General features: G+C 71.6%; 18 protein-coding genes. 9 read left to right on the top strand and 9 right to left on the bottom strand.

All coding sequences use genetic code 11. The annotated features are described in order from the left end of the window. Positions 1-935 precede the first annotated feature (935 nt). From F7Q99_RS38180 to F7Q99_RS38205, 6 genes are all read left to right on the top strand, one after another. A complete protein-coding gene (locus F7Q99_RS38180) occupies positions 936-1,433 on the top strand; it encodes a hypothetical protein (RefSeq protein WP_153471572.1) in 498 nt (165 codons plus the stop codon). Then, positions 1,430-1,939 carry a hypothetical protein gene (locus F7Q99_RS38185; protein ID WP_153471575.1) on the top strand — a complete coding sequence of 170 codons (510 nt, stop codon included), beginning with the start codon at positions 1,430-1,432 and terminating at the stop codon, positions 1,937-1,939. Before F7Q99_RS38180 ends, F7Q99_RS38185 begins: the two co-directional genes overlap by 4 nt. A gap of 34 nt (positions 1,940-1,973) precedes the next feature. Further along, positions 1,974-2,231 carry a hypothetical protein gene (locus tag F7Q99_RS38190; RefSeq protein WP_153471578.1) on the top strand — a complete coding sequence of 86 codons (258 nt, stop codon included), beginning with the start codon at positions 1,974-1,976 and terminating at the stop codon, positions 2,229-2,231. A gap of 268 nt (positions 2,232-2,499) precedes the next feature. Continuing rightward, the gene (locus F7Q99_RS38195) at positions 2,500-3,459 is read left to right on the top strand and encodes a trypsin-like peptidase domain-containing protein (RefSeq protein ID WP_153471581.1); all 960 of its coding nucleotides are present in this window, start codon (positions 2,500-2,502) and stop codon (positions 3,457-3,459) included. A 41-nt stretch (positions 3,460-3,500) separates the two neighbouring features. Continuing rightward, positions 3,501-3,674, top strand: a complete 174-nt coding sequence (locus F7Q99_RS38200; protein ID WP_153471584.1) for a hypothetical protein — start codon at positions 3,501-3,503, stop codon at positions 3,672-3,674. Continuing rightward, positions 3,671-4,048, top strand: coding sequence for a hypothetical protein (locus F7Q99_RS38205; RefSeq protein WP_153471587.1), 378 nt, complete (start codon positions 3,671-3,673; stop codon positions 4,046-4,048). The genes F7Q99_RS38200 and F7Q99_RS38205 overlap by 4 nt, the downstream gene beginning before the upstream one ends. A gap of 184 nt (positions 4,049-4,232) precedes the next feature. On the opposite strand, the gene F7Q99_RS38210 is transcribed toward F7Q99_RS38205, so the two are convergent. From F7Q99_RS38210 to F7Q99_RS38225, 4 genes are all read right to left on the bottom strand, one after another. Next, entirely contained in the window at positions 4,233-4,445 is a 213-nt protein-coding gene (locus F7Q99_RS38210) for a hypothetical protein (RefSeq protein ID WP_153471590.1), read from the bottom strand. A 102-nt stretch (positions 4,446-4,547) separates the two neighbouring features. Then, on the bottom strand, positions 4,548-4,982 hold the full coding sequence (locus F7Q99_RS38215) for a helix-turn-helix domain-containing protein (protein ID WP_153471593.1): 435 nt from the start codon (positions 4,980-4,982) through the stop codon (positions 4,548-4,550). Continuing rightward, positions 4,979-5,506: a MarR family transcriptional regulator gene (locus F7Q99_RS38220; protein ID WP_195911423.1), complete on the bottom strand. Its 528-nt coding sequence runs from the start codon at positions 5,504-5,506 to the stop codon at positions 4,979-4,981. Before F7Q99_RS38220 ends, F7Q99_RS38215 begins: the two co-directional genes overlap by 4 nt. Positions 5,507-6,503: 997 nt before the next feature. Continuing rightward, positions 6,504-7,076 (bottom strand): hypothetical protein, encoded by a 573-nt coding sequence (locus tag F7Q99_RS38225; RefSeq protein WP_195911424.1) that lies wholly within the window; start codon positions 7,074-7,076, stop codon positions 6,504-6,506. A gap of 128 nt (positions 7,077-7,204) precedes the next feature. Between F7Q99_RS38225 and F7Q99_RS38230 the strand changes: the two genes are divergently transcribed. Then, positions 7,205-9,049: a zeta toxin family protein gene (locus F7Q99_RS38230; RefSeq protein ID WP_326847570.1), complete on the top strand. Its 1,845-nt coding sequence runs from the start codon at positions 7,205-7,207 to the stop codon at positions 9,047-9,049. On the opposite strand, the gene F7Q99_RS38235 is transcribed toward F7Q99_RS38230, so the two are convergent. Then, complete coding sequence (locus F7Q99_RS38235; protein WP_153471597.1) at positions 9,013-9,321, bottom strand: hypothetical protein; 309 nt, start codon at positions 9,319-9,321, stop codon at positions 9,013-9,015. The two genes, F7Q99_RS38230 and F7Q99_RS38235, sit on opposite strands and share 37 nt — an antisense overlap. 154 nt (positions 9,322-9,475) lie before the next feature. Between F7Q99_RS38235 and F7Q99_RS38240 the strand changes: the two genes are divergently transcribed. Both F7Q99_RS38240 and F7Q99_RS38245 read left to right on the top strand, forming a co-directional pair. Continuing rightward, positions 9,476-12,199, top strand: coding sequence for an ATP/GTP-binding protein (locus tag F7Q99_RS38240; protein ID WP_153471600.1), 2,724 nt, complete (start codon positions 9,476-9,478; stop codon positions 12,197-12,199). A 20-nt stretch (positions 12,200-12,219) separates the two neighbouring features. Further along, positions 12,220-12,438, top strand: a complete 219-nt coding sequence (locus F7Q99_RS38245; protein WP_153471603.1) for a hypothetical protein — start codon at positions 12,220-12,222, stop codon at positions 12,436-12,438. Positions 12,439-12,675: 237 nt separating this feature from the next. On the opposite strand, the gene F7Q99_RS38250 is transcribed toward F7Q99_RS38245, so the two are convergent. From F7Q99_RS38250 to F7Q99_RS38265, 4 genes are all read right to left on the bottom strand, one after another. Continuing rightward, positions 12,676-13,443 carry a DUF3800 domain-containing protein gene (locus tag F7Q99_RS38250; RefSeq protein WP_326847571.1) on the bottom strand — a complete coding sequence of 256 codons (768 nt, stop codon included), beginning with the start codon at positions 13,441-13,443 and terminating at the stop codon, positions 12,676-12,678. Between the two features lie 367 nt (positions 13,444-13,810). Next, positions 13,811-14,566 carry a hypothetical protein gene (locus tag F7Q99_RS38255; protein ID WP_153471606.1) on the bottom strand — a complete coding sequence of 252 codons (756 nt, stop codon included), beginning with the start codon at positions 14,564-14,566 and terminating at the stop codon, positions 13,811-13,813. Between the two features lie 70 nt (positions 14,567-14,636). Beyond that, positions 14,637-15,455 (bottom strand): DciA family protein, encoded by an 819-nt coding sequence (locus tag F7Q99_RS38260; protein WP_153471609.1) that lies wholly within the window; start codon positions 15,453-15,455, stop codon positions 14,637-14,639. Next, the gene (locus F7Q99_RS38265) at positions 15,455-17,140 is read right to left on the bottom strand and encodes a helix-turn-helix domain-containing protein (RefSeq protein WP_153471612.1); all 1,686 of its coding nucleotides are present in this window, start codon (positions 17,138-17,140) and stop codon (positions 15,455-15,457) included. Before F7Q99_RS38265 ends, F7Q99_RS38260 begins: the two co-directional genes overlap by 1 nt. Positions 17,141-18,126 lie beyond the last annotated feature (986 nt).

Here is an 18,126-nt window from a genome sequence, read left to right on the forward strand (position 1 = left end):
CCTGGGCCTGGTGCGCCTCGGCGCTGCGCTGGCGAGCTGTACGCGACTTGCAGGCCTGACTGCAGTACTCCCTCGGTCTTCCGCGCCCCTTCGTCGTGATTGTCGCCCCACACCCGCCACAGGCCGCGGACTCCGCCCGCCCTTCCCCATCCGTAGTCACCACGAAGCAGAGAGTATCCGGCTCAATAGTCGACGGTCCCGCGTTCTTCGGCTTGCCACCGAAGCAGCGGGACAACCCGCCGCTGCATCCGGTCCAGCAGCCCGCAGCGCTGCACCGCCGGCGCAGCAGCGGCCGGGCGGGCTGCTGCTGCGCCAGTGCTGCATGTTGTCCCGCTGCACGGTGCAGCAGCGCTGCATGTTGTCCCGTCACCGGCCGTAGCCGCTCGCCCCCTTGTCCTGCTACCCGGCGGCCCCTTGTCCCGGGTTGTCCCGCGCAACCGCCGGGTTGTCCCCGTGCGCATGCCCATCCAGCCCGCATGCGCATGCGCATGGTCCTGCGCAACCCCCGGCCACCGCCCTTGCGCATGCGCATCCCCGAGGCCCGGCCGGCCGGGCGGTCGAGGCCTGCGGCGGCCCGCCTGCAACCCCGGTCGCACCGCCTCCCACCTGCGGCGGGGAGTTTCCGTCGCACCCGCTGCACAGCAAACTCACCGACCATGCGCAGCCGCTGCGCGGGTGGCCGCATCGCGCATCGCAGCGTCGCAGCCCGGCGGTCGGTTGCGCAGCCGGCGTTTGCGCTGCCGGTCGCAGTCGCAGCGCCCCCGCTGCGCGGGCCGTCGCAGTCGCAGCCCGGCGGCTGCTCGGCCGGTCGCAGTCGCAGCAGCAGCGTGTAGCAAGGGTCGCCTTGCTACACGAAGAGCAGCAGCACGCCCGGGTGCAGCAAGGGCAGCCTTGCTGCACCCGTGACCGTCCGGACGCTGCGGGGTTGCACCGGTGTGACGACCTCCCCGCTGCCCCGGCTGCCGATCCCCTCCTCGCCCGACGCCGGGCCCAAGCCCGCGCCGCCCGGGGAGGAGCTGACCGAGGAGGAGCGCGCCGGGCTGCAGCTGGCCGCCGCCGCGGGTGAGCGGGCGGCGGCCTGGGTGCGGGAGCTGGCCCGCCGGCAGCCAGTCGAGGTGCACGGGCGGGTGCTGGAGCTGACCGCCGAGGCGATCGAGCAGACCTGCACCCGCGAGATCATCCCCGGTAACGACAACGACCTCACCGCCGAACTGCGCTACCGCCTGGACGGCAGCGTGCTGCTCGGCGCGACCAACCTGGAGACCGTCCCCGAGCTCACCCGCGGGGAGCGGATCGCCCTGGCCGCCGTCGCCGCCCTCGCCCTGGCCATGCCGGGCACCGCACTGACCCGGTACGAGCGCGAGCTGCCCCACCTCGCCCAGGTGATGGACGAAGCGGTCGCCGCCGGCCGCGCCGCCGCACCCGGCCGGTGAACCCCAGCAGCACCGGAGCGCGGCCCGGCCGGGCCCGCCGCGCGCTCGGCCCCGGCGCCGACCGGGTCCTGGCCGACACCGTCCGCGCGCCCCGCACCCCGCCCCCGTGGTCACCGGCCGCCGTCGACGCCACGCTGCGCACCCTGTTGGAGGAGTTCGAGCAGCGGGCCGAGCCGTGGCGGGACGCCTTCGAGGGCCTGGACGAGGACGTCCTCGCCGAGGCCGCCATCGAGGCGCGATCCTTCGGGGCCGACCCGGCCGGCGCCGTCGACGAGCTGGTGCGCGGCCTGCTCGGACAGCTCGACCACTGGCAGCACGCGATCGGCGACCTCGGCCGCCGGCTCACCGCAGCCGCGCAGGACCGGCCGCTGCCCGGGTGGGCCGCCGACGCCGGCCGCACCGAGGACGTCCGCTGGCGCCAGGCCCGCCAGGCGCTGATCGAGGCCGTCGCCCGCCACCACCACGGCACCCTTCCCACCGGACCGCCGGACGACCGGCCGTGGTGATCACCACCGCCCGCCAGGCGGGAGAATGAGCCGGGTGACCAGCACCCAGCCCCTGCCCCGCGGCATCAGCGCCCTGATCCCCGACGCCCGCGCCAAGGCCACGCCCGGCGAGAAAGCGGCCGCCCAGCTCCTGCACCTGCGCACCGCGACCGTCCCGGTGCCGGTCCTCGCCGCGGCCGCCGAGCTGATCGCCCCGCAGCTCGAAGACCCGGACCCGGCCACCCGCGACGCCGCTGGCGCCGTCCACGCCCGCCTGCTCGCCGCCATCGAGGACGCCGCACCCGACCGGTAGCCGCCACGATGTCCCAACCATGTCCCAGCACCCCCGCGAAGCACTCTCACCTGGCGAGACAGGGTAGGACAGTCCTAGGACCGTCCCAGCAAAACGCCCGAAACGGACACCCTGAGACGCGGGTAGGACAGGGCTGGGACAGCCCCGTCCCAGCCCGGCGAACAGTCGGCCAGCTCCTCGAGGATCGAACCGGCCAATCGCGCAACGGTCAGCCGACCGTGGGCTGACCGCAGTCGCGGGATCGCCGCACCGGACGGAGCCTGGATGCATGACCGACTACTCAGGCGGAGAACGGTCCGATCCTCACGACGAGCCGATCGGCCCGACTGTGACGGCCGTGCTGGAGGACTCCTATCCAGCGGTGTTAGCCCGCTTGGCGCAGGTCGAAGCCAAGGTGCCGCGTCACGCGGAAATCCACGGTCGGTCGGTGCTCGCGCTGACGCTCACCAACACCGGCACGGGGGTAGTACCGGCGGTGGTTGTGTGTATCGATCAACCGGTCATGAGGATCAGGAACGGCTCGGTACTGGGGAACCCCGAACCGAATGACGCCGTCGATGGGCTACTTGAACTCATCTACGCTGACATCGCCAGCACCACGGGCGTATGGGATCTGTCCGTGATCGCCGTACCCGCGCCGGTGCCGCAGGTCGCCCCCAGCGACGAGGCACGCTGCGGTGTAGGGCCAGGGACTTTCGGCGTACGCGTCCAAACCCTCCAGATCCCTCGGGCCCTCCTGACCGCCGGGCATGCGGCTCCTACCGTGGGCGCCTCCGCCTACGACACCAGCGCCCAGAAGCTGGGCAGCGTCGCCTCAACGAAGCACTACGGGATCACCCCCGCCGGCCAAGTAACCGCCGACGTCGCCTTGATCGAGCTAGACCCCATGACACCGGACACCTTGAGGGGGACACCCCACCCTTCCGTGCTCGGAACCGGTCATCGGTGGGACCAGGTCACCGCATACGGCGCGGTAACAACAGGGCAGTGGGCAGCCATCCTCACCGCGGGAAAACCCTTCGCAAACCCCCTCGGGCCAGGATATGGCGACTGGGACAACGCGATGATGACCGCATACGCCATCTCGGCGCCGGGCGACTCTGGGGCCCCTGTCTACAACAAGCAGGGCGAACTGATTGGCCACATCGTGGGCGGGAATCCGGGTATTTATAGCGTTATTCAAGACATCAACTACCAACTGCAGCAGGTGGGTGCAAGACTGCGGTGATGGGTTCCCGAGAGCAGATCGATGCCTTCGCCCGTGAGCGCATGAGCGTAGGTGCCCTGCTGACCTGGGACTTCGACGAGGACCTGGACGAAGTGACGTTCTTCGTACCACCCGAGGTAGACGAGTCCACCTACCCTCTAGAGATCGACGGCACCCGCGTCTTCATCCGCAAGATCCCCAGGCCCGTGGCCTACGACAGGCTGGACCCGAGATGATCACCGCAGCCGCCTCCACACCCGCCTCGGCCGTCGTCGTCGTCGTCGTGGTGTTCTGCCTGGTCGCGTCAGGCTCCTGTCTCCTGCTCGCCATCATCTGGGCCAACCGTGAGCAGAAACTCGCGCAGGCCGTGGAGACGGCGAAGGACCAGTTGAAGAACATGCAGACCCCAGCAGTGGGCGCGGACGGCCGTCCACTAACCCCGGTACAGGCGCAATCGGGACAAGCGATCGACTTCAGCAGCCTGGCCAAGCTGGCGGACGCGCTCGAAAAACTACCTGTATCCGGACGGCTCCTCATCGTGAGCCTCGGGTTCGCAACGATCGCCGCGGTCGCCGCAGGCACCGGCTCCATCGCGTCCGCCGTCTCCTGAGACCCTGGCAGGACGGACGACGCACCGTGAAGACATGCCCGGGCGAGTGCGCCAGTGCGCGTTCTGCTTCAAGCCGCTACGGATGACCGCCCGCCCGCAGCGACGCCCGGTTCTGCTGTCGTCCGCGCAAGGCGGCCAGCTGCCGCCGCAGGTCAGAAGCCTGCGGCGGGACGGCCAGGGCCGCTCAGATCTGCCGATCCGGGTCCGAGAATGTCAGGCCGCCGGCCGCGAGCGGGCGGCGGGCCGGGACAGGCACGGCCACGGTCTCGCCGGGCGGCCGGCGGAAGTCGGCGCCCTGCTCGACCGGCAGCCGGCGCACACCGGACTGGGCGGGTAGGGGCGCGTCGGCGGCGGGGTCGGAGAAGGCGGGCAGCGAGAGGCTGCGTCGGTCGGTCATGTTCACCAGTCTCGCAGCCCGGACGGTGCGGGGTGGGCCAAAGTGCTATCACCGGTGGTAGCGCTTTGGCCCCGTGGTAACAGCCCCCCAGACGGGCGCCGCTTACTCCTGGTCGGGCACGGCCTTAATTGTGCGCCGGCGTCGTGCGTCGACGTTGCCGACCTTTCGAGGGCCTTCGGCCCGGGCGTCGAGAGCGATCTCGGGGGCCTCCAGCGCCTCGGCGACAAGGCGGCGGATCTCGGGGTTGGAGGCGAAGAAGTAGCGCGGGTTGACCCGGTAGCTGCCGGGGTCCGGATGATCGACCAGGCGGAGCGTCTCCAACCGAGACAGCGCCTCGTACACGGTGGAGGTGGAGGTACCGCAGTCGTGGGCGATCTCCTCGACGTCGGCGGTGATCGGGTCGAGCACGGCGCCGTGGCTGGTGAGCCATTCAAGGACGCTGCGCTGGCTGGCGGAGAGGTTGAGCGTGTAGACGGGCGGCATGCCGAGGCTGTCCGGGTCGAATCCGCCATGGTGGCTGTGGGTGGCGGCGCTCATCGGGTGCCTCCGTTCGTCGTGCTCTTGGCGGTGCGGCGCGGTCCGGGCGCCTTGGCGGCGGCCTTCTCGGCGGCCTTCGTCGCCGCGGCGATCGCCTTGGCATCCGGCGTGATGGGCGGCGGATCCAGTCTCCTGCACGCCTGCACCTGGGCGTCGCCGCTGCCTTCCCAGAACCGGCGCGGGTTGAGCTGGTAGGTCTGGCTGCGCGGGCTCGTCTTGAGCAGGATGTTCAGCTTCACAAGGCGGGCAAGCGCAGTCTTGGCAGTCGTCTCCGTCGCGTGGATGTCCTGCGCGACGGCCACCGCGGTCACCTTCACCGCCGCCCCGGCGCCACCGTTGGAGCGCACCCAGTCGATCGTCGCCCACTCCGCCCCGGACAGCGCCAGCGAGTACAGCGGCGCATCGTCGGTGTAGGCGTTGAGGGTGTAGGAGCCGTCCATGGTGTGCGGCGTCCGCGCCTTCGGCGCGGGCAGTACCGCTCCCGTGTCCAGGTTCACCAGGGCGATGTTGCCCCTGCGAGCCATCGCAGCTCCTCACCATGCCGTTGCGGTCCGGCGACCGGTCCAACGACCGGTCCGCCATCAGGTTCCTAAGGGCTGCTTTTTCAGACGTTAGCTCCGAAAAACCCGACCTTAGCGGCAAGAACCTACAGGACATGGCGGAGAAAACGCAGTCTTCTTGCGATGTGTCGGACCGCATTCGCCCGCTGGCCCCTGTCGTAACGTCTGGTTTTCTGGCCCTAACGGCTGGAAAACCAGACGTTAGCAACGACAAAACCGCAGGTCAGGGCATGTGTCCTCTTCTGTAGTAAAAGGCGCGCCTCTGTACCTGGCTCCGCCCACGCATGCCACGGTCACCTGGCGCCGCTCGGGCCGTAGGCCCCAGCTCGGCACAGGTGAGCTGGCGGTGGTCTCCGGCGGGCTGGCTACCTGTGCCGCTACCTCCGCCCGTGCCAAGCACCGAGGCAGGCCTGCTGGCCTCGGTCGGCGGAGGTCACAACGCAGCTCGCGCTGCTGCTGTTGCCAGTACTTCGGTACTGGTCACAGGTGGCTCCGGTCCTCGTTTCGTTCGAGGGGGTGAGGGTGGGCAGCACGGTGTTCGTCAGGTGGGTGGTGACGTGGTCTACCGCTCGGAGGCGGGCAGGTCGTAGCAGGTGTCGGGCAGGCTGGGCGGCAGGTTGCCCCGACAGGGGACGGACACCAGCCACGTAATCCGGGGCAACTGCCCAGGGAGGGCCGTCAAGGCCCGAGCGGTAAACGCGCGAGCATGCGAGCGCGTTTAGGGCAGGCGGCAGCGCATGTCCAGCCCGCGCAGGGCTGGTGGGGGGTGTGGGGGGAGGAGCCCCCCACAAGTTCGGCGGGTCCAGCGCCGCCCGGGCGCTGGCCAGGGTGCGGTAGCGGAGCGCGCCGCGCCCAACCACCTGTCTGCTGCCGTCCGCAACGTCGTTGTGGTTGCAGCCCCGTCCCGGCGAGGCGGGAGGGCAACCGGGTCACCAACAACATGGGCAGAGCGAGGGGCTGGCTACTGGGTCGGCGGCTGGTTGAGCGCGTTGGTCATGTCGGCTGCCAGGGCTTGGGCGTCGTAGTGAGCGCCGGGGTGGGTGCGGTCGAACCACTGGATGAACTCGTGGACCGTGCCGATCCGGGCGACCCGTTCGTGGAGGGCCTTCTGGTCGTGGCCGGGGACGAACCAGCCGGTGGTGGTGGTTTCGCCGCAGCCGCACGCGCAGACCTTCACGTCGTGGGCGGAGTCGATGTAAGTGACGGGGTTGCGCACGGACGCCGGGATGGGAGAGGGCTTACCAACGTAGGCGTCGTGGACAGGGTGGCCAGCGGGAAGGACGGTGCCTTCCACAGCCCGCCGGCTGCCGGTGACCTGGACGAGCCGGTCGATCTCGACAGCCTGGCGGACGACGCCGTCGGCGGCGAGCAGCAGGTAGCGCTCCCGGTCGGCCTTGGCCCCGAGGACCCAGGCGCCGCGGCCGGCCTCGTAGGTCTGCTCGTCGCTCAGCCCCGGTTCCCAGCCGATGTGGCTGCGCCCAAGGGGGTCGTCGGTCTTCGCTGCGGCGCGGGGGCCCAGCTTGATGTGGATCATCCATCCTCCCAGTACCTGGCTCGGCTTAGCGACAAGGGTATTCGACGTTATGCTTCCCCTCAGAGGGCGGATAGTTGCTACTCCTTACCGCCTCATCTATCAACTATTAGGGGTGGAGTGGAGCGGTGGTGCGCGAGCAGCGGAAGGCTGTCCCGGCGGTCCTGTCAGAGGCCGAGATCAGCCGGGTCCTGAGCGGGGTGATCCTTCCGACCTGGGCCGGTGGTGCGGTGCCGCAGGAGGAGCCGGTGGTACTGCTGGTGGCCGGCCCACCCGGCAGCGGCAAGACCTCCCTTGGCGACCTGCTGATGCCGGTCCTCGGTCGGCGCGGCGGCGCGGTGCGCGTCGGCGCCGACCTCTACAAGAACGCGCACCAGCACTACGAGGCGCTGTTGGCGAAGGACGTGCGCACCGCAGGCATCGGCGTACGGTCGGACACCCGCCGCTGGCAGGCCGCCGTGGAGGAGCACGTGCGCGCCCACCGGTTGGACGCGGTGGTGGAGACCGCGCTCGCCGACGCGCACGAGGCCCGGGCCCAGGCGCTGGCCTACCGGGCGGCCGGGCACCGGATCGAGGTGATCGCCGTGGCATGCGCCCTGGCCTGGAGCCAGCTCGGTGTGCTGGAGCGCTACCTCGGCAACGCCGAGGGGGCCGGGCGGTGGGTGTCGTGGGCCAACCACGACGAGTGCGCCCGCCAGCTGGCCCGGACCCTGGACGTGCTGGAGGCCGAGCACCTGGTCGACCGCGTCACCGTCGTGCGGCGCGGCCTGGAGTTCCTGTACGGCAACGAGCTCGTCGACGGAACGTGGGCACGGCCGCGCGGCGCGGCCCGGGCGCTGGAGGCCGAGCGGGCCAGGTGGTGGGACGCGGTTGAGACCGCGTCCTTCCGCCGGACACTGGCCCACGCCGAGCGCGCCCTTGCGCGGGCGGAGACCCGGCTGCCGGCCGACCGGGTGCTGGCCGTGGCGCGCGACGCGGAGCGGGCCGCCGCGCTGGCCGAGCCGGTGCGGCGCACCGCCCAGCCGATCGCCGAGCCGCCCGGCGTCGACTACCACCGGCTGTCCGCCGACGAACACGAGTGGACCTTCCAGAACCTGATCGTCCCGGACCTCGGGGAGATCGTCCCGCAGGAGCGACCCTTCGTCGTGTACGTGATGGGAGCACCGGGTGCTGGCAAGACCCGGGCGACCGCGATGGTGCGCCGGGCCCTGCGGGAACGGCGGCCGGTGTGGATCTCCGGCGGAATGTTCAAGGCGGCCCACCCGGACTACTTCCGGCTGCTGCGCGAGCACCCGCGCACCGCCTCCGCCCGGATCCGCACGGACTACAAGGCATGGCAGGCGAGGGCCGAGGCGCTGGTGCGCGAACGGTGCGCAGACGCCGTGATCGAGATCTCCCCCGGCAGCACGAACGCCTTCCTGGACGACGCCGCCGCGTGGCGCCGAGCCGGGTACCGCGTCGAGTTGCTGGTGCTGGACGTCCGCGCGGCCGACAGCCTGCAGGGCACCGCCCTGCGCTACGCCGAGGTCAGCCGGGGCGGCACCCGGCCGGGCCGGTTCACCACCACCTCCGGACACGACCGGTGCCTCGCGGCGGTGCTGGAGTGCGTCCAGGCCGTCGAGGAGCAGCGCCTGGTGGACCACCTCAGCGTGGTGCGGCGCGACGGCACCGCCGTCTTCCGCAACACGCTCGGCGTCGACGGCCGGTGGACTGGTCCGGCCGGTGCCGCACTCGTCGCCCGGGCGGGGCAGGTGCGGCCCTACACGGAGCAGGAGGCCCGCCAGTTCCTCGCCCACCAGCGCGAGCTGCGTATGGCCCTGCCGCAGTACCGGCGGGACATCGACGCAATCACCCGCCTCGCCTGGCCGCTGCTGCCGCCCGCGCTTCAGCCCGGTCGGCTCGCCTTCATCCCGCCCGTGGCGCTCCCGGCGCCGTGCTCCTACGCGCCGGTGATCTCGCTGAGCTTGGCGTCGTAGAGGGCCTCGATCCGCTGCAGTTCCTCCCCGGTCATCTCCGGCAGGTCGCGCAGCGCCTTGGTGCTGGCGGCGCGCTCGGCCAGCAGCTGTTCGACGCGGTCGGGGTCGGGCGCTGGCCGTCGACGTTCGGTGTGGATCTGCTCGGTGTACCAGGCCGCGGCCTGCTCGATCTTCTCTCCGATCCGGTGGAGGGCGCCAGCGTCCCGGGCGTTGTCCGGGGTGCCGGGACCATCACCGCCAGCGGTGTGGTCGGGGAGTTCAGGGTCGTGCACGGGGAACCGCCTCGTTTCTCGAAAGTGCGCAGGCCAGGGTGTCCTGATAGCTCGGAGCCTAAGGTCCCAAACGGACCCGTCGGCCCCGGTCCCCCGAGGCTCGTGAAGGCGTAGGTTGATGCCTGGTCAGATCTGTGCGGAGGGGGAGACGTCGATGGCGGGGCGGGATCTGCGGGCGCTGTTCGGGTCGAACGACCGGAGTCTGGGGACCGAGGAGGCGTTCACCAACCGGGAAGGGCAGTGGGCGCAGGTCGCGGCCGCGCTCGCCGAGCACCTGGCCCACGTGGTCGCTGACGGCTTCGACGTCCAGGACTTGGAGACGGCGCGGCGCAATGTGCTCGTCTTCCACGGCATCGGCGGCGTCGGCAAGACCACCTTGTCGCGGAAGTTGGAGGCCGCGCTCACCGCATCCGAGCACCGGCCCACGCAGTGGGGCGAGCCCTCCTGGCCGCAGGCACCGCGGCTGCTGCCGGTGCGCATCGACCTCGCCCGCTCCGCCGGGACGGACTTCGAACGCCTCGTCCTCACCCTGCGCCTGGCGCTCGCCGGTTTGGACCGTGCCCTGCCGGCGTTCGACCTCGCGCTCGGCCGGTACTGGGAGCACAACCACCCCGGCGAGAGCCTGGAGGAGTACTTGCGCCGCGCCGGGCTGGTGAGCCGCTTCGCCAAGGCACTGCCCGGCCAGGTGCAGGCGGCGCTGTCCAAGGCCGCCGAGGAGCTCGCGCTGCCCGGCGCGGTCGGCTCCGCGGTCGGGCAGGTCGCTACGGCCGTCGTCCGGGCGGTGCGCGAGCGCCGTACCACCGCCCGGGCACTGGCCGGCTGTCCGCGGCTCGCGGACCTGCTGGAAGCGGAACCGGACCTCGAGGCGCTCTCCTTCTACCCGCATCTGCTCGCCTACGAGATCGACCGGCTGCCGGCGAAGAAGGCCGTCGTGCCGGTGGTGCTGCTGGACACCTTCGAGGACACCGGGGACCGCACCAACCGCGACCTGGAGCGCCTGATCCAGCGCGTGGTGTGGCTGATGCCGAACGCCCTGTTCATCGTCACCGGCCGAAGCCGCCTCCAGTGGGCCGACGACGCGCTGCAGGGCCAGCTCGACTACACCGGGCCCGCCGCCTGGCCGCAGCTGGCCTCCCACATCCCCGCCGCCCGCGAGGCCGTCCCCATTGCCCCGGCCGGCATGGAACCGGCGACCGACCGGCAGGTCCTGATCGGCGACTTCAGCCCCGAGGACTGCGACGACTACCTCGCCCGCCGCCTCACCGCAGACGGCCGGCCCCTCATCGGCGACGACCTGCGCCGAGTCATCACTGCCCGCTCCCACGGCCTGCCGCTGTACCTGGACCTCGCCGTGATGCGCTTCCTGGAGATCCGCCGCACCCGCGAACCCGAGGCGGCCGACTTCGACCACGACTTCCCCGCCCTCGTCTCCCGCACCCTGCAGGACCTCACCCCCGACGAGCGGCACGTCCTGCGCGCGGTGAGCCTGCTGGACGCCTTCGACATCCCGCTCGCTGCCAAGGCCTCGGGCATGACCCACCAGGCCGCCGCCCTGCGCCTGGTCGAGCGGCCCTTCGTCCGCGAGAACCAGCTCGCCCTGTGGCCCTACCACCTGCACGCCGTGGTGCGCTCGACCATCCGCCGGGCCGACGACCACACCGACGACCGTTGGTCCGACCAGGACTGGGCGAGCGCCGCCGTCCGGGCCTTCGACACGCTCGGCGACCAGTGGGCTGGCAGCACCAGCCGCAGCCGGATGCTGCTGGTCGCCTGCCTGCGCCAGGGCCTGACCCTCGCCCGCGACCACCGCCTCGACCTCGGCTGGCTCGGTGGCGCGGCCTGGGCGTACGTCTCCGACTCGGTGTGGGAGCCCCTCGCCCCGCCCGCGCCTGCCGGGCAGGCCTCCACGGACAGGCCGCCAGGTGCCACTGTCCTGCAGACCCCGGCCGACGCCCTGGTGGAGACCCTCAGCACGCTTGCCGCCCGCCAGCGCGAGCACCGCACCCGCACCGCCGACCGACTCACCCGCGTCATCGACAGCCGCCTGCTGCCCGAAGACCTCACCGACATGGCCCTCTACTACCGGGCCAAGGCCCACCGCGACCTCGGCCGCACCGGCGCGTCCCGCCAGGGCATGCAACAGGTCGCGTCCGGCACCACCCGCCTCGCCCCCGCCGCCCGGCGGGGCCTCGCCCACCTCGCCCGCCTCGACGGCGACTTCCCCACCGCCCACGCGGCCGCCCAGACCCTGGGCTGGGCCGGACGCCAGAACCGCGTCCTCGGCGACCTCGCCTGGGTCCACGCCCAGATGGACCAGGCCGCCACCGCCTACCAGGCCGCCCGCACCGACGCCGAACGGCACGGCGTCGCCGGCGAGACCGCCACCAGCCAGGCCCAGCTCGGCTTCGTCCGCGCCTTCACCGATCCCGACACCGCCGACGACGACCTCGACCTCGCCGCCCAGCTCCTCATCGGCCTCGACCTGCGCGCCACCGCCCTCACCACCCGCATCGCTGCGCTCGTCCGCGACGCTGGCAGCGGCGGCGACGACTTCCCCGACCGCGCGAACGTCCTTGACGCCGAAGTCAGGGCCTCCGGTGTACGCGCCGCCCGCACCACCCTCGCCCTCGCCGTGTGCTTCCACCACGCCGTCCTCAACAACGACGACGAACTGGACACCGCGATCCACGACCTGGACCAGCTCACCCGCGGCCGCGACTACGCCTACTACACCGACATCGCCCACTTCATGGCCGACCGCCCCCTCCAGCACCCCTCCCCCGCACACTGGCTCGACGGCAACCAGGCCGTCCGAGACCGGTGGCGCGCCCTCGTTACCGCCCGCCAGAATCGCCTGCGCCCCACCAGCCACAGCTAACCGATCCGAGCGAGGGACACATGACGCCACCCCGCACACGCAAGATCGCCTACACCGCGCCCGTCGGCTCGATCGACCTGCCGGCCTTCGACGACAACGGCACTCCGTACGAGGTCTGGCCCTGCCACGACTGCTACCCATGGCACTTCGAGGTCGTCCGCGACGGCTCCGAAATCATGGTCCGCGAATGGCACGCCGTGGACTGCACGCTCTTCCAGCAGCTTCTCGCCAGCGAATAACCCAGGCCACGGGGCGCAGCGGCATGGCGGACCGGGCGTGTCCCGATGGCTCGTCCGAAGCCGGTTGGTCCCTGTTCCTTGCAGTTCCTCGCTGTTGTTTGCCGTAGCTTGCCATTGCTTGCCGTATCCGCGACCATGGACGGGCAAGGTCCTATGCGTTCGATCGAGAGCGCCCACGGGATCTTGCACCTCGTAGGCCCCCGGTTCTCCCGGGGGTTTCTGCGTTTCCGGGGCGGTTCAGGAGCCGCCGAGGGCGTCTTTCCACACGATGCCTTCGTCTGCGGGGTCGCCGGCCCATCGTGGCGCGAGGCGGCGGTAGGAGCGCGACATTGCGCCGATGGGTGTCAGCTTCGGCCACAGGCCTGGGTCACCGCAGGCCAGGTGGTGGTAGGCGGCGTACGCGACCATGTCGGCGGCCTGGATGAGCTGGCTGTGGGCGCTGTCCTGCATGATCGGGTCTTCCAGGACCCGGCGGGACGCCAGCGGCAGTCCACGGTGCACGCCCCGGTAGGGGGCGGCGTTGCGTACTGCGTGCCGCCACGCCTCGCTCGCCTCCTGCGCGGAGAGCCCGTCCGTGTCGGCCGGGCCCGGATTGCCGTCCAGGACCACCATCACGTGGGTGTACCGGGCAGCCGCCCACTCCTCCAGGTGCTCGACGAAGCAGGTGTAGACGTCCGGGAGCACGCTGGTGCGGCACGCCACCGTGGTGACGGTCAGGTTCTCGCACCGTGCCAGGCGCTTGAGCAGCATCTCGTGCGCGGCGATCCGGCTCCGCTTGTGGAACCTGGCCTCTTGCTCCGGGGTCGAGCAGAACTGGCCCCGGCCCTTGACTAGCTTTACCGCGTGCAGCTCGGTGTTCTTGGGCACGCCCCACTCCGACTCGACCTCTCGGCGGCCTTCCAGCCAGCAGTGCAGCAGGTCTCCCCAGCTGGAGGCCGGCACCAGCAGTCCGGTCAGCGTGCGGATCCTGTCCGAGCCCGAATCATCGACGTAGCACAAGTACACCGTCGGACTATAAGGCCCGATCCTGTTGCCCTATCAAGTCGCTTCGACTGCTGACGGATCGCCTCGCGTGCTCGTCGGTGGCAGCCGGCCGGGACCGCGGGGACGGGGGGGAGAGAAACCCGGGGTCCCGGCCGTGGGAGGCACCGGCCATCGCGGGGGCATGGCCGGACTGATCAGCAGCCCGGCAAGGGGGGTGTGGTGGGGCTGCTGTGACCCGGAATGCTAGACCCGCGCGACGCTCGCGAACAGGTCTGTGACCTGCAAACTTTCGGCCGCGGACATGCCAGGAGGTCAGAAATTTCTTACCCGCGGCCAGAGCGCCTGACCGGATTCGGGACCAGGATGCCTCGGGCTACGGCCGCTACTGTCACACCGTCGGCTCGGTCTCGAGGTCTCGCGTGCACAGGTGGGCGGTCGGGCAGGCCGGGCATCCGCGGGCGTCGATGAGGTGGGCGACGGCGTCGAACAACTGCTGGGCACGCTCCTCAGTGCCGACACCGTCGAACGACGCGTACTCCTGAGCGGTACCGGTTGTGCCCTCGGCGAGGTGGGCGCGCAGGTAGCCCAGCGCGGCGAACTCATCCGGCGGCAGGCTCCCCGGTGCAACCGGGATACAGACCTTGGGCACCAGCGCACTGGCCAGGTCCCCACCGAACAGCCACGGGTCGCCCGGCTTGGTCGGCTTGCCGACGACCACCCGCAGCACGACCTCCTCCTGATTGCTGGGCTCTACCAGGACGCCGCCGGCGGCATGGAGCTCGTGGACAGTGCTGCGCACGTCCGTGGCCGCGCGTTGGTCGCCGATCATTGCGGCGAGTTCGGCGACTGGCAGGTGACCGACGCTGCCATCGGGGCGGCGCAGCTGGAGTACGCCTTGATCGACGGCGAGGTCGAGCCACAAGGCCTGGACGGGGATCTTCGTCCCGTACAGCGGGGCCAGGCGGCTCAGACGCCGGGTCATGGCGACGGTCTCCGGGCTGAGCCGCATGTCCTGCATGGCCCGGTCGTAGGCGTCGGGGGCCAGAGCCATCCACTGGTCGTAGCCCGGCGGCTGCAGCTGCTGCAGCGTGTACTCGACCGTCCCCCTGGACCGGCGCGGCTTGCCCGCCTTCTTGCGTCCCATCCCCGTCTCCTGACTCGCGATCACGCTGATCGGCCCATTGAACACCCGGGCTGCGGCGTTGCGGGCGCTCTCACGCAGCGCCCCGCACAGATGCCGACCGAGGCAACTGCTGGGCGGTGCGCAGCGGGATAGCTTGGCCGCGGGCGACGGCGAGGGCGGCGCGGTGGCTCTCGCGGAGCCTGCGGTCGCGAACGGACTCAGCCGCGACGGCATCGTCCTCGACCTGGTGCTGGTGGGCGCCTTCGGGTTCACGCAGCTTGTTGTAGTGCCGCTTCAGAATCTCCTCTCGCTGGGCGGCGGCCTCTTCGCGCTTGGCCAGGCGGGCCTGGGCCTGCTCGCGCAACTGCTGGCGCAGTTCCTGGTAGGCGGTGTGGTCGGCGAGTGGGGGCCGGGCCGGCCGCGCGGTGGGCCGGTTGTCGCGGCGCGCGGGCCGGTTGTCCTGGTCCTGGTCGTGCTGCACCACGGGGGCGGGGCCGACGCGGACGTCGATGGCCTGGACGGTGCCGGGGCGCAGTTGCTCGAGGTCGGTGAGGATGCGGCGGGTCTGGTAGCGGAGCTGGGCGGCCCAGGCCGGGGAGTCGGCGACCACGCGCAGGCGGCGGGTGGTCGGGTTGTAGCCGGCGAGGTGCCAGTGGGCGGCCGCCTCGGCGCCGACGATCGCGGGCCAGTGGTCGCGCAGGCCTCCGCCGGCGGTGCCGAGGGTCCAGCCGTGCGCGGCGACCAGGGCGAGGAACACGTCCGCGATCGGCTCGGGTTCGCGCGGGCCGCGCCGCACGACCGTGGCCTGCCGGGTGGTGCGCTGGACGGGGACGTTGCCGCTGGTGCGGGCGGCCTGGCGGGCGGCGCGCAGAGCGGTGCGGGCGAGGTCGGCCCCGGTGGCGGCGGTCATCAGCGGCTCCCGACGAGTTCGCGCTCACGGCGGCGGGCGGCCAGCTGCTCGCGGAAGGCCACGCCCTCGGAGTTGTCCACGGTCATCCAGGCCGGGACCGTGACCGGAGGCAGCTCGGCACCGTCGATCGCCCGAGGCACCTCGGACAGGGCGGACTGGTCCAGCAGCGGCGCGCACAGGCCGCACGGCAGCACGGTCCGCACGTGCCGGTCGCAGTACGCCAGTTGCTGCTCCTCGACCTGCTCGGTCTGGCCGTCGATGTCCGCCGGCACCAGGGCCGGGGCGGTGCGGGCCTCGGCCAGGACCTGGTCCCGCTCGGCCTGGCGGCGCTTCGCGTGCCGGTGCTGGGCGCCCTCGACGTGGTACGCGCAGGTCTGGCACTCGCCGCCGAGCTCCACGTCGGTGCCGGACTCGCAGGTGGGCAGGTGGCAGCCGCGCCGAACCAGGCCGCGGTTGCGGCCCGGGGCGGCGAGCCAGGCGTACGGGTCACGGATCTCGTCGCGCTCCAGGACGTACCGGCGCTCCAGGCGCTGGGCGACGCGCTCGACGTCGCCGCCGACCTCGCGGATCGCCTGGCCAACCGCCCGGGCCACCTCCCGCTGCTGCCAGTGGTTCATCCGGTCCACCAGGTCGGGCACCAGGCGCAGGACCTGGTGGACCTCGGCGCTGACCGTCATCGACGGTACGGCGGAGGCCTCGGTCTTCGAGTTCGTGGTCGCGCCGGGGGTCTTCGGCGGTTCCGGCGAAGCCGCGACCAGACGGGCCACGACGGCGGCCTGCTCGGCGACGGCGGACACCGGATCGACCAGCGCGGAGTCGCTCGCGTACACGCGGGTGTCGCGCGGTACGGACGTCGCGGCTACGCCGGAACCGCAACCACCAACGGCGCGCAGGGGCTTGTTCAGAGAAGCTTGATCAAGAGAGCTTGATTGTGGAGCCGAAACGAGGGGGGAGGGTGGAGCCAGATTGAGGGGGGAGGGTGGAGTCAGATTGAGGGGGGAGGGTGGAGTCGAAACGAGGGGGGTCTCCACCGCCTCCACCAGGGAGAAGAGGTCGAGCTGACCCGGGCAGCCGGACACCTCCTCGACGTCCTCGGCATTGGCCGGCTCCGCCTGCGGGCGGGCCTGCTGGGGCTGCGCGAACAGCGCCTCCTGCGTCACCACGCCGACCAGCGGGACCGGGTGCACGGTGTACTGGTACGCCCCGCCGACCTCCCCGTCCCGGGAGACCCAGCCCTCCGCCACCAGCTGCGCTGCGACCACGCGGGCGGTCTCGGCCCGCAGCCCGCACAGCACAGCCAGCTGCCGCGCCGAGGTCGTCGTCTCCAGGTGCTCCCGGTAGGACAGCGCGCAGTACACCTTGAACTTGGTGCCGGCCAGCAGGTTTCGTGCGACCGCCGAGATCCACACCGCCCGCACGTCCCGGCCAGCTTGCTTGACCCGCCGCGCGATGGTGCCGCCTGTGCGGTGCTCGCACTCCATCAGGACGCCCTCGACCTTGCGCAGCAGCGCGGCCACGGTCCGCTCGTGCAAGCTCAGCTGGTCGGCGATCGTCCCGTTCGAGGCCCAGCAGTACCCGGCCTTGCTCCGGCAGTAGTCGCCCACCACGGTCACGGCACGGATCTGGTCCCCGGTGAACCGGGCGAGCCAGGCGACCGGGAAGCGGGTGCCGAACGTGTCCTCCATAGCGTCGGCTCCGGTACGCGCGGGAGCCGAGGGGTCCGTCGACCCGCCGACCCGCTGGCCGGGAACCAGCGGAGCGGCCGGAATTACACCCGAGAGGCCGTCCACGGCACCCCCGACACCGTCACCCGAACGTGTGATGTCCGTCACAGGCCCAGGTCTGGCGGCGGCCGTTCCAACAACCGGTCCCTGAACCGGTCCCTGGACGAATGCCAAGGCAGCACGGGGGGAGGAGAGATCTCCCCCCTCCCCCCCGGCATCGTCCGAGCTCAAACCGGGGACACCACCCGCCGCGACGGGGACACGGCGGGACTGGAACGGGCTCCTGACCTGCTGCAAAATGACAAAGCTCCCTCAGCTACATGGGGACGCAAGGGCGGCCCCTTCGGGGGTGCCGACAAGAAGCACCCCTCGTGGGTGTGGACAAAGCCCCCTCCGGGGGGTGCCGAACTGCCTCCTCTCGCTCGCGTTCGTCTCGTGCGGGTCGTGGTGGTGCGGGTGCAGCCGAGGCCCCTGGAAAGGCCCCGACTGCGGAACTGCGAAGGCCCTGGGAAGGGCCCAAGCGACGGCCCCTTGCAGGGGGCCGGGTATTACAGGTGGCCCTTGGAAAGGGGCCAGTTGAGGTAGTGCCGCTGGTGGCCGGTTGGAAGCCGATCTCCAGCAAGCCCCGCTCGACGGTTTGGAAGCCCGAGAGCGAGGTGGAGCAGGAAGGCCGCGTTGACCCGGGTGGAAAGTCCGGAGAGCGGCCAGCGGAGTCAGACCTGGAAAGTGGGTCAGGCCCCGCAGACGAGGGCTAGGTCACGGAACACCCCCACCCAGGGGGCCGCCGTGGCCGGCCACACATACAGAGACGGCACCCCGCCGGAGCGAGACCCGGGACCTCCCGGTCGACTCCACGGCGGGGTGCCGCGCGTATGAGGGGGTGCCACTGCGGGTACCCTTCAACACGTCACCACCCCTTGCGTGGTCGACCGGGACGGACCGCCCCC

This window comes from Streptomyces kaniharaensis (assembly GCF_009569385.1).
In the GTDB taxonomy this organism is placed as follows: Bacteria; Actinomycetota; Actinomycetes; order Streptomycetales; family Streptomycetaceae; genus Kitasatospora; species Kitasatospora kaniharaensis.